The sequence below is a fragment of the Streptomyces solicavernae genome, from assembly GCF_029968095.1.
GTDB lineage: Bacteria > Actinomycetota > Actinomycetes > Streptomycetales > Streptomycetaceae > Streptomyces > Streptomyces solicavernae.
Map to the genome: position 1 here is coordinate 1 of NZ_JASCIR010000066.1, position 9,908 is coordinate 9,908.

The window sequence follows — 9,908 nt, forward strand, 5'->3', positions numbered from 1 at the left end:
GCCTGCGATCACCACCGCTCCGGCGATCACGACACCGATGAGTATCCGGTGTGTGCGTGTCAACTGCATCGCGGCCACCCGCGAACCCCTCCCTGTTCGGCTTGTTGCGTCGCACAGCCTGGCACATGCGTACGCGCGGTCGCGGGCGGGTCATGCGCGGAGCCCGGCCACCTGGGGTGACCGGGCTCCTGGGCGCACGTTTCGCGGACGTCGGTCCGTCGGTCCGTCGGTCCGTCGGTCCGTCGGTCCGTCAGTCCGTCAGTCCGTCAGTCCGTCAGTCCGTCAGTCCGTCAGTGTTTGGGCTTCTTGGTGGAGTTGCCCGAGGCGCTGTCGTCGGAGCCGGAGCCGGAGCCGGAGCCGGAGTCGGAGCCGGAGTCGTTGCTGCTGCCGGTCTTCGAGCCGTCCTTGTCGGTGGACTTGTCGGTGGAGTCGTCGGTGGACTCGTTGGCGGACTTGACGGCGGCGACGGCCTCCTCGGCCGCTTCCTGCGCGTCCTTCACCATGTCCTCGGAGTCGGGGTCCCCGGCGCCGGCCAGGCCCGCGCCGTTGTAGTCGATGATCACGACGGCGTTCTCGACCCGGGCGACCACACGGTGGTTCTTGAAGTCGCCCTCCTTCTTCTTCTGGTCGGAGGTGACCAGGGTGGCCTCGTCGCCGACGCCGTCGAGGACCTTCGTCTTCACATCCTTCGCACCGTCGAGGGCCTTGGCCGCCTCGACCTTCTTGGTGAACTGCGCCTGCGCGAGCTTGTCACCGCTGCCGAGGGTGGCGTTGGAGTCGTAGCGCACGAGGCCGACGTTCAGCCAGCGGAACTGCGAGCCCTTGGTGCCGTTGCTGTCGAGGCCGGTCCAGGAGCAGGAGTTGCGCGCCGAGGTGTCCTCCGAGGAGGCCGACTTGCCCGACTTGTCGTCGACCTCGGGCACGAGGTCCTCGATCGTGTCGCCCTTCAGGGTCTTGCAGGCGTCGGGCAGGTCGCTGAACGCGGCCTTCTCGACGGCCGCGGGCTTCTCCTTGCCGCCCGGCGCTGCGGAGGATGTCCCGCCCGAGTCGCTCTTGCCTCCGCCGTCGCCCTTGCCCGCGTCCGAATCGGAGGAGCAGGCAGCTGCCGTGAGGATCACGGGCACGGCTGCGCAGGCGGCGAGTATGCGGGTGAATCGCGGTCCTTTTCGGTGCATGGTTCCTTCGCTCATCAGTCGTGCAGTCGGTGCCGGTACGTGCGGCGGCTCCGGTTCCGTGCGGATTCCGCTCAGCCACGGTACGCGGAAGGTGCGTGGGTCGTGAGGGATACGTAAAGGAGACGGGGACGGCCGGGTGGTGCCGGGGCGGGCCCGATGGGCTCAGTCGGTGAACTGTTCGGCGAGCCTGCCCGCCAGTTCCCGGGCCTTGTCCTGCAGTTCCTTGCTGTCGGGCAGCTCCGAGCCGCGCGCCGGCTGCTCGTTGTACTGGACGGTCACGACGACGTTGGACGTGCGGAACACCACAGTCACGGTGCGGTTCTTAACCGTCGAACCGGCCGACGTGAGGCGGTCGTCGACGAACGCCTGGTCGCCCAGGCCGTCGAGGACGCGGGGGAGCAGCTCGTCGGGGACGACCGCTTCGCCCTCGCCCTCGCCGTTGGCGTTGCCGCTGTCCGCGTCCTTGTCCGCGTCCTTGTCCGTGCCCTTGGCGGGGGTCTTGTCAGGGTTCTTGCCGTCGTCCGTGGCCTTGCCGTCGTCCGTGGCCTTGTCGCCGGACGTCTCGGAGGGGCCGTCGGATGCGTCGGTGTCATCGGACGTGCCGGGGGCCTCGGCCGAGGGGGAGTCCGTGTCCTCGTCGGCGCCCTCCGTGCCGCCGGACGGCTCGGGCAGGTCGGCGGCCCGCTGCTTCTCCCCGTACACCTCCGCGGCCCGCGCGTCGTCGCTGACGGTGCCGTCGTACGAGACCACGCGCTCGAAGTCGACGTCGAGGTGGTGCGTGGAGTCCGGGGAGTCGACCTTCCACGAGCAGCCCACGCGCCGATCCGTGTCGTACGTGACGGCCGCCGAGCCCTCGTACGCCTTGGCCCTCTGCTCCGCGTCGAGCTGCTTGAGGCCGGGCAGCATGCGGTCCAGCGTGCCGTGGTCGACGGCGCGGCAGGCGTCCGGCAGCGTGCGGTACCGGCCGGGCTCGGCGGTCTGCGTCGCGGAGGCCTCGCCGGGCTTGGCGTCGTCGGTCGGGCCGTCGGTCCCGGTCCCGCCCGAGCAGGCGGCGAGCAGCACCGCGAGGAGCGCGGCTGCGCCCGGGACGTACCCCTTACGCTGCACGGTCGCGGCTCCCTTCGGGTCGGGTTCGGGTCTGGTCGGACCGAAAAACGGTTGCCGCCGGGAGGCGGCCGGTGAACACAATGTGTATCGCAAGCGCAGCCGCGGATGCCGGTCGAGCATCCGATTTGAAGGCTTTGGGCCTGGTTTTTGCGCGCGCAGTTTTACGCGCGCAGAGTTTTACATGCACAGACTTTTCGGTCCCGGCAGGCCGACGGACGGGTGGATCTCTCCACACCTCCGCATCGACGCCGGGGATTTCGGGGGATTGAGGTAGCTATGTCTTATGTAGAGGTTCCGGGCGCGAAGGTGCCGATCCGGATGTGGACGGACCCGACGTCCGTCGAGGACGGCGCGCTCCAGCAGCTGCAGAACGTCGCGACGCTTCCGTGGATCAAGGGCCTCGCCGTCATGCCCGACGTGCACTACGGCAAGGGCGCCACCGTCGGCTCCGTGATTGCGATGCACGGCGCGGTCTGCCCGGCGGCGGTCGGCGTGGACATCGGCTGCGGCATGTCCGCGGTCAAGACGTCCCTGACGGCCAACGATCTGCCCGGCGATCTGTCGCGACTGCGCTCGAAGATCGAGCAGGCCATTCCGGTCGGCCGCGGCATGCACGACGGCGCGGTCGACCCGGGCCGCCTGCACGGCTTCCCGACCTCCGGTTGGGGGGACTTCTGGTCGCGGTTCGACGGCATCGCCGACGCGGTCAAGTTCCGCCAGGAGCGGGCGACCAAGCAGATGGGCACGCTCGGCGGCGGCAACCACTTCATCGAGTTCTGCCTCGACGAGTCCGGCTCGGTCTGGCTGATGCTGCACTCCGGTTCGCGGAACATCGGCAAGGAACTCGCCGAGTACCACATCGGCGTGGCCCAGAAGCTGCCGCACAACCAGGGCCTGATCGACCGCGACCTCGCCGTCTTCGTCTCGGACACCCCGCAGATGGCGGCGTACCGGAACGACCTCTTCTGGGCGCAGGAGTACGCCAAGTACAACCGAGCGATCATGATGGGCCTCTTCCAGGACGTCGTCCGCAAGGAGTTCAAGAAGGCCAAGCCGACCTTTCAGCCGGTCATCTCCTGCCAGCAGGAAGATGCCGAAGGTCAGATGAGGACCGTTGAGTACCGCCCTGGTGTCATCAGCTGTCACCACAACTATGTCAGCGAAGAGCGGTACGAGGGGATGGATCTGCTCGTCACGCGTAAGGGAGCGATCCGCGCGGGCTCGGGGGAGTGGGGGATCATCCCCGGCTCCATGGGCACGGAGTCCTACATCGTGCGCGGCCTGGGCAACCCGGCTTCCTTCAACTCGGCCTCGCACGGCGCCGGCCGCCGGATGAGCCGTAACGCTGCCAAGCGGAAGTACTCCGCGCGGGACCTGGAGGAGCAGACGCGGGGCGTGGAGTGCCGTAAGGACTCCGGCGTCGTTGACGAGATTCCGGGCGCGTACAAGCCGATCGGTCAAGTTATCGAACAGCAGCGGGACTTGGTCCAGGTCGTGGCCAAGCTCAAGCAGGTCATCTGCGTGAAGGGCTGAATTCAGCAATCCACGTGGTCGAGAGGGCCCTGATGTGGTCCTGTCGTTACCCAAGAGTCTGGTCGTCGCTCGCATGCTGACCTGCACGGATCGCCGGATTGGATAATTCGGCGATCCGTAACGTCATGCTGGTGAGGGACAGAGCTGGAGTCGTGGACTACTCCGCTGTACCAGTGCCTGCTGGCGGGGAGAATACGCAGAACTCGTTGCCTTCCGGATCGGTGAGTACGACCCACCGGAAGCCGTGTTCAGTCAGTTCACCAGTGGTCCTTTGGGCGCCGAGCCGTTCGAGTCGGTCGACCTCGGCGGTCAGATCGGCGTGGCCGAAGTCCAGGTCGAGGTGCATCCGGTTCTTGCCTTGCTTTGGCTCCGGTACTTGTTGCAAGAGCAGAGTTGGTCCCGACGCTGGCCCAGTCAGGCTGAGGTAGGGCGGTGCGTCGAGGGCGCGCCGGTACTCCAGTGGTTCTAGTGCGGCGAGCCAGAACTTCGCTTGCGCCTCGGTGTCCACACAGTCGAGTGTCACGACGATCTGCATGCGGGCACCGTAGGAGACTCCGGCTCGCCTGTGCGACCCAATTCGGCTATCACCCACCGCCCGCAGTTCGGGGCGGGGCGCTCGCTGCGTCAGGGCCCGACGCTGTGCTGTGGAGAGCACACCCCTGCCCGCATCTCGTCACACTGACGCGAATTTCCTCAACGCGACGGTCGAACCTGGATCGTTCTGGGATGCTGGGTTCAGAGCGAGAGGGGCCGCAGGTATGGAGTGGAAGACCCACGGAGAGCGTCAGATCTACACCAACAAGTGGGTGAACCTGTGTCTGGTCGACGTCCAACAGCCTGACGGTCGCAGGTGGGAGTACCACGTCGTTCGCCTTCGGCACCTGGCCGTGGCTGCGGTGGTCAATGACCGCCAGGAAGTCCTGATGATGTGGCGGCACCGCTTCATCACGGATTCGTGGGCCTGGGAGCTGCCCATGGGGCTCGTCGAAGAAGGGGAGTCCCCCGAGGAAGCGGCGGCGCGTGAAGTTCTGGAAGAGACGGGCTGGCGTCCCGGCCCCATCAAGCCGTTGATCTACGCGGAGCCGGCCAACGGCATTACGGACTCCCAGCACCACGTGTTCCGCGTGGATGGCGCGACCTACGACGGGCCACCCACGGAGAAGAACGAGTCCGACCGCATTGAGTGGATTCCTCTCTCGGAGCTGCGCGGGATGGTCGACCGCCGCGAGATCCTTAGCAGCGGATCACTGGTCGGGGTTCTGTACCTGCTCATGGACGAAGCGACCCGCTGACCGGCGGGAGGAGTTCCCGTATCCGTGCCTCGAAGGCCAGAACTACTGGCTCCTGTGCGTGTGGGGCCAACTGGCCGTAGAACTCTCGGAGATGTCCTGACACACGCTCGGAGGCGACGGCTGTCGCAGTCTCCAGTGCTTGCGTGGCGGTGCGGCACGCCTGATCGAGCTTGCCTTGATCCAGTTGCGTACGAGCAAGCCAAAAGGCGTGGAACGCGCGTCCTCGCTGGTTCGTACGGTCCTCGCGCTGTAGAGCATCCGCGATCAAGGGCTCGGCGGTCGCCGCTTCGCCGAGTCGGCCGTGGGCAATGCCCGTGTCCACGATGAGTTTCGGCTCGTTGAAGTAGTACACCCACGACGGGTCGTCATCGTCCCGCTGGATCTCCCCGAAGTAGCGGTGGGCTTCCCCGATGGCTCGGTGGGTGTCGTCCCGGTTTCCCAGCGTCGCGTGCGCGAAGGCTTCCCGCATGGACAGCATCGACAGGACGCGTGGGGTCTTGCCGAGCGCTGAGCGTGCCTGGTCCTGGGCGGCGGTCACGAGTGCCAGGGAGTCGGCGGGCTTGTCCTGGTACGTCGCCTGCAAGCTCATACAGGCCAGCACGTTGGCCATGAACGGCCGGTCGTTGATCTCCTTGGCCAGCCGCAGCGCCTCGGCAAAGTACGCGCGGGCCTGGTTGTACTGACGGGCGTCGAAGTAGGTCCAGCCTGTGAGGCGGGCCAGCTCGGCGGCGATTCCGTACAAGCCGTTCTGGATGGAGGGTGGTCTGCTCTCCTTCAACAGCTCGATCACATGGCGGAGTTGGCCGACGACGGCGGGCCTCAGTGCCTCGCCGCCGTGCTGGTCGTCCCTGCGCCAGTAGTCCTCGATGGAGGACCGGAAGGCTTCAAGTGTGGCGGGGCCGAGACTCGTCCGAGCAGCCATGGCAAGGATGCTGTCCACGTCGGGGCCGGGCAGGGATGCGGGAGCCGCCTTCTCGGGCTCATCGGCTTGCGGCGTCGTTCGCTCAGAGGCTGCGAGGGCCTGGGGCGTCTCCCATGCTCGTCGGGCGAGCCCGAGCATGTGGCCGGGGATGCGTAAGCCGTCTGAGATGCGCTCGATCACATCCATATGCCTCAACTGGGCTCGCCCTGCCATGACTTCGCCGATCCGGCTGGGAGTCATCTCGCATCGCCTGGCGATCATCGACGGATAGATGCCGGCCTTGACCTTCATGAGCTGGAAGACCCTGGCGAAGTCCCGTACCCGGCAGGCGTCGATCATCTCGGGGTCGGTGAGCAACCTGGAAGGCAGTTCCTGCGGCCGGTGAGCGTCGGGCATTGGGCAGACTCCTCACTGTGAGGGCTACGCAACGTTACTGGGTCTCTACTTACCGCTGAGTTTACTCAAGTTGGGTAACTGGCTTGGCCTTTCAGCGATACCCCGCGCATCGCGAAGCTCTCTCCATGGCAACCACCGACGGAGGGCCGGGCGCCACGGAAGGCGTACTGGTGAAAGACTCGGACAACGGCAAGGTTGGCGTGGTGATGGGCAGTGAGGGCCCGTACCTCCAGCTCCGGCCGCTCAACGGCGGCAGGGAGTGGGACGCCAGGCCCGACAGGATCGCGCGCCTGACGGTCCGTGAAGAGATCAGCGCCCGCCTGGCGGTGCAGAACGAGCGGTCAGTGAAGAGGCCCCTGTGAGTGCGCCTCGATCGCTCGTCGCACATAGGGAATGGACGCTCGAACCCAACTCCGAGCCGGACGCGGAACCGATCACCTACGCGATGCAGTGCGCTGTATGCAACGAGACGTCGGAGGCCGGCGTGGAGTGGTCGGTGCCGCAGTCCTGGACGCTCGAACACTCCGGCCGCAATCCCTCGCACCACACGTATCGGGAGATCATCACCCGCCCGTGGCGCACGTGGATGCACTCCTGAGTGCATAACCCGGTCCCGCCCGCCCCGTATGTCGTCGTCGCGGTTGGCGGATCTCCAAGTCCAGCCCTTGCCGGGCGTCTCTTGCCCCGCTTCCCCGCCGCACCAGAGCCCGGCAGGGGCTGCCCAACTCCCCACACCCGGACAAGGACCAGACATGACAGGCAGGAGCCCCAGAGATCTTCTACCGGCAGGACGTGCCCGCGGAAGTCGCACTGAGCGCCATGCGTGGAAGGACGGCACGTTGGCCGGAGTTGCCTTCGGCTTCATCGTCTGGGTCTCCGTGATCACCGTCCTGATCTCCGGTGTCGCCGGAAACTCCTGAACTCCCGCCCCGTGCCTCGTATTTCGTGCATGACTGACCACGGCGCGCGGGGCGGGTTGCAAGCGCAGTGCACCACTCCTACGTGAGAGGAACCCCGCATGACCGCAGTATCGAACGACCTCCGTACCGGTCGAAGCCTGGTCGATGAGGAGCTGTTCGACAGCATCGTCCGGCTCGTCGTACACGAGAAGGGCTGCGACATCGACTACGCGGCGCGAGCCACGGATCAGGCCCTCGCCTTCATTGCTACGGCGTCGGTCGCCACGGTGCCAATGGTGCCGAGTGACGACGTCGACCACAGTCTCCACGCCTTCGTCCTGCACACCAAGGACTACGCGGACTTCTGCCAGCAGCACGCCGGGCGGTTCCTGCACCACAACCCGCGCCCCGGCGGAGGTGGCCGGACGCTGGAAGCCGTCCAGACCTCGACGCACGCCATGAAAGCCGCCGGGTTCATGGTCCTCGATGACCTCTGGACCGTGAACGGTGAGAACGCCGCCCAGTGCGACTCCGACTGCGGTCGGCCGTACGGTCAGGCGTAGCCCCTCGGCAGCAACGTGCGGTCAACCTGCCTGCCGGGTTGGCCGCACCCGCGTGGAAGGAGAGACGTTGTCCGATCCGATTCCCCAGCTGCCCGATGTGGTGCTCAACGCGCTCAGCCCCGTAACTCGGCGCCTGGTGCTCAACCGCCGGGGCTCCACGGTCTGGGAAGTGGCCAACGGGCGCGGCAAGTTTGCGGTGAAGCTCGGCTGGCCGATCGAGGCCGGCCCCGGCTGGGATGCGCAGCCCTGGACCGCTCTCGCCCCTGCACGTGAAGGCGCTGTGCTTGATCGTCTCGGCGTCGAGCACGTCACGTACGGGGAGTGGGAGCACGGAACGTGGAACATCCAGCTCTGGCGTGAAGGCCCGGACCTCTACCGGATCTGGGAGCACTGCCGCACCGACGGCTCATCGGTCCAGCCGAACGTCGCCCTCGGCTGCGCTAAGGCACTTGCCGAACTGCACGCTCGTGGTTGGGCCCACGGGGACGTACAGCCCGCACACTTCATCATCGGCCTGGAACGCACCCACCTGATCGACCTCGCCCTGGCCTTTGGCGGGCCCGTGCCCGAGCGACACGACTTCCCCTTCCGCGGCTGCCTCGTCCACTACGAGGCCCCGGAGATCTCACGGAGCGTCCTGGAGACCGGAACGGCCACGCCGACACAGGCAAGCGACGTGTACGCGCTCGGAGCTGCGCTGTTCATCTCGGCGACTGGCTGGCGGCATGTTGAATATCCGGACGACGCGCCTCGTGCCGAGCAACGGCAGGCCATCGTGGACAAGCCGCATCGGCACATCAATGTGCCCGGAGCCCTCGGCGCGCTCATAGAGCACATGATGAGCCGTGACCCTGCCGACCGCCCCAGGGCGGCGGATGTTGTCCGGCAGTTACGCGACGCCAATTGAGGCCAACGCCCTGGCCTGTACGCCCCCGCTGGGTCTTCTGGCGGGGGCCCGGTCATGTCCGTGCAGTATCAGCCGTGGTGGCACGTCGGGCTGTTGGGCGAGGGGGAGCCGTGGCAGTCATGACTACGCTCGCGGAGCCCTCGAACGTCTCGTCCGCCACGACGCCAATCTCCCTGTGCGGCGAAAAGTAAGACGCCCCGGCCGAAACCGAGGCGTCACAGGATGAGCTTTCGGTTGCCGAACAGGCATGGATAGCACTGTGGTTGGAGCGGTCGCCTGAGTGGAGCGCCGAGAAATGGAACGCGATGGGCCAAATCCTCGGCGTCAAGTTCAGCTAGCCGACTCTTCCTTCCACACCGGAATGATCGTGTCCGGGTCGAACTTGTGGGACCCCTTCACGCCCGGGAGGACGATGACCGCCTCCAGGGCGTCGAAGATGATCCGCCGCTTCTGCTGTAGGTCCAACCGTCCGTCCTGCCACTGAGCACGTACGTCGGTAACCTCGTGTTTCCGAGTCTCCTGGCGGGCGGCCCATGCCTTCCGCTCAACGCCGAGACGCTTGATCTCCACCTCCACCTTCTTCAGAAGTGAGAAGAACGTGGAGTCGCTGATCTCCTCGGCGTTCCACTGGTCCTCCAGAGCCGTCTTTCGCCGCTGTGCAGCCTCCGACTTGGCCTCGTCGACCCATACCTCCTCGACCGGCTCACGCTCAGCGTTGCGCTTCTCCAGCTTGGCGAGCACAAGTTCAGAGATCAGCTTGTCGATGGCCGGGCCCTGGCGGCTCAGCTTGTCGCAGCCCCCGTCAAGGACAGACCTGCACCGATACTTGTGGGTCTTCCGGGCGGGGGCTCCGTGCATCTTCGTGTGGCAGGTCTGGCCGTCCTCCAGCTTCTTGCCGCAGCGCAGAAGACCGGTCAACAGGTACTTGCGCGGGGTCCGCTTCCCGTCTCCGGAGCCATCCCAACCGCCAGCACTGCGGTTCTTCTCCAGCAACGCCGTGACGGCGTACCACTCCTTGGGCGTGCAGATCGGCTCCCACTTCCCGGCCACCGGGTTGCCCTCGGAGTCGGAAACCAGCTCGCCATCCTGTCTCCTTCGTGGGTACCCCCACCTT

General features: G+C 66.5%; 11 protein-coding genes. 6 read left to right on the forward strand and 5 right to left on the reverse strand.

From position 1 onward, the window contains the following. Positions 1-290: 290 nt before the first annotated feature. Positions 291-1,175 carry a DUF3558 domain-containing protein gene (locus QIS99_RS31650; protein ID WP_282517203.1) on the reverse strand — a complete coding sequence of 295 codons (885 nt, stop codon included), beginning with the start codon at positions 1,173-1,175 and terminating at the stop codon, positions 291-293. 162 nt (positions 1,176-1,337) lie between these two features. Next, positions 1,338-2,282 carry a DUF3558 domain-containing protein gene (locus QIS99_RS31655; RefSeq protein ID WP_282517204.1) on the reverse strand — a complete coding sequence of 315 codons (945 nt, stop codon included), beginning with the start codon at positions 2,280-2,282 and terminating at the stop codon, positions 1,338-1,340. Between the two features lie 276 nt (positions 2,283-2,558). Between QIS99_RS31655 and QIS99_RS31660 the strand changes: the two genes are divergently transcribed. Then, positions 2,559-3,815 (forward strand): RtcB family protein, encoded by a 1,257-nt coding sequence (locus tag QIS99_RS31660; protein WP_282517205.1) that lies wholly within the window; start codon positions 2,559-2,561, stop codon positions 3,813-3,815. A 157-nt stretch (positions 3,816-3,972) separates the two neighbouring features. Here the strand turns inward: QIS99_RS31660 and QIS99_RS31665 are convergent, their stop codons facing one another. Next, complete coding sequence (locus QIS99_RS31665; protein ID WP_282517206.1) at positions 3,973-4,350, reverse strand: VOC family protein; 378 nt, start codon at positions 4,348-4,350, stop codon at positions 3,973-3,975. A gap of 223 nt (positions 4,351-4,573) precedes the next feature. Between QIS99_RS31665 and QIS99_RS31670 the strand changes: the two genes are divergently transcribed. Next, positions 4,574-5,107, forward strand: a complete 534-nt coding sequence (locus QIS99_RS31670) for an NUDIX hydrolase (protein ID WP_282517207.1) — start codon at positions 4,574-4,576, stop codon at positions 5,105-5,107. Here QIS99_RS31670 and QIS99_RS31675 read toward each other — a convergent pair. Then, positions 5,085-6,425 carry a hypothetical protein gene (locus QIS99_RS31675; protein WP_282517208.1) on the reverse strand — a complete coding sequence of 447 codons (1,341 nt, stop codon included), beginning with the start codon at positions 6,423-6,425 and terminating at the stop codon, positions 5,085-5,087. The genes QIS99_RS31670 and QIS99_RS31675 overlap by 23 nt on opposite strands. Before the next feature lie 125 nt (positions 6,426-6,550). On the opposite strand from QIS99_RS31675, the gene QIS99_RS31680 reads away from it, so the two are divergent. From QIS99_RS31680 to QIS99_RS31695, 4 genes are all read left to right on the forward strand, one after another. Continuing rightward, positions 6,551-6,787: a hypothetical protein gene (locus QIS99_RS31680; protein ID WP_282517209.1), complete on the forward strand. Its 237-nt coding sequence runs from the start codon at positions 6,551-6,553 to the stop codon at positions 6,785-6,787. Further along, positions 6,784-7,023, forward strand: a complete 240-nt coding sequence (locus QIS99_RS31685) for a DUF7848 domain-containing protein (RefSeq protein WP_282517210.1) — start codon at positions 6,784-6,786, stop codon at positions 7,021-7,023. The genes QIS99_RS31680 and QIS99_RS31685 overlap by 4 nt, the downstream gene beginning before the upstream one ends. A gap of 420 nt (positions 7,024-7,443) precedes the next feature. After that, positions 7,444-7,887, forward strand: coding sequence for a glycine-rich domain-containing protein (locus QIS99_RS31690; RefSeq protein WP_282517211.1), 444 nt, complete (start codon positions 7,444-7,446; stop codon positions 7,885-7,887). Between the two features lie 67 nt (positions 7,888-7,954). Continuing rightward, positions 7,955-8,794, forward strand: coding sequence for a protein kinase family protein (locus QIS99_RS31695; protein ID WP_282517212.1), 840 nt, complete (start codon positions 7,955-7,957; stop codon positions 8,792-8,794). A gap of 330 nt (positions 8,795-9,124) precedes the next feature. On the opposite strand, the gene QIS99_RS31700 is transcribed toward QIS99_RS31695, so the two are convergent. Then, the coding region (locus tag QIS99_RS31700) for a zinc ribbon domain-containing protein (protein WP_282517213.1) at positions 9,125-9,908 on the reverse strand (784 nt) is incomplete at its 5' end.

Excerpts from the sequence above, each read along its gene's own strand:
- QIS99_RS31665 (WP_282517206.1), bottom strand. The coding sequence starts at position 4,350 with ATGCAGATCGTCGTGACACTCGACTGTGTGGACACCGAGGCGCAAGCG.
- QIS99_RS31650 (WP_282517203.1), bottom strand. The coding sequence starts at position 1,175 with ATGCACCGAAAAGGACCGCGATTCACCCGCATACTCGCCGCCTGCGCA.
- QIS99_RS31675 (WP_282517208.1), bottom strand. The coding sequence starts at position 6,425 with ATGCCCGACGCTCACCGGCCGCAGGAACTGCCTTCCAGGTTGCTCACC.
- QIS99_RS31670 (WP_282517207.1), top strand. The coding sequence starts at position 4,574 with ATGGAGTGGAAGACCCACGGAGAGCGTCAGATCTACACCAACAAGTGG.
- QIS99_RS31690 (WP_282517211.1), top strand. The coding sequence starts at position 7,444 with ATGACCGCAGTATCGAACGACCTCCGTACCGGTCGAAGCCTGGTCGAT.
- QIS99_RS31680 (WP_282517209.1), top strand. The coding sequence starts at position 6,551 with ATGGCAACCACCGACGGAGGGCCGGGCGCCACGGAAGGCGTACTGGTG.
- QIS99_RS31660 (WP_282517205.1), top strand. The coding sequence starts at position 2,559 with ATGTCTTATGTAGAGGTTCCGGGCGCGAAGGTGCCGATCCGGATGTGG.